This is a genomic window from Pseudomonas sp. IPO3778, from assembly GCF_013386825.1.
Taxonomy (GTDB): Bacteria; Pseudomonadota; Gammaproteobacteria; order Pseudomonadales; family Pseudomonadaceae; genus Aquipseudomonas.
In genome coordinates, this window is the sequence record NZ_JACARC010000127.1 from 1 (window position 1) to 347 (window position 347).

A 347-nucleotide genomic window follows, 5' to 3' on the forward strand; every position below is an offset into this window, starting at 1 on the left:
ATTCTGGCCAACACGATAAAAGATCCGGTTGGGCCGGAATTTATGGCCCCGGCCACACGTTAACCTTTGCGACAGGGATGTCCGGCAGTTGCAAAACAACAATAGACATCCCTTTGGCGTCGAGGTTTTTGGCATGAAGCGCGGTACCGTATTTACGCTTATCGGTGGCTTGTTGTGTGTGGCGGCGTTGGCGGGCGCCTTGAAATGGCGGGGCAACCCCGATGTGCTGTGGCAGATCGTCAGCCGCCAATGCGTGCCCGACCAGAACCAGCACCAAAACCCCAGCCCATGCCTCAAGGTGGACCCGGACAAGGGCTTCGTGCTGCTCAAGGACCTCAACGGCCCGT

General features: G+C 58.2%; 1 protein-coding gene. It reads left to right on the forward strand.

All coding sequences use genetic code 11. The annotated features are described in order from the left end of the window. Positions 1-133: 133 nt before the first annotated feature. The coding region (locus HX855_RS32870; RefSeq protein ID WP_178948056.1) for a CDP-diacylglycerol diphosphatase at positions 134-347 on the forward strand (214 nt) is incomplete at its 3' end.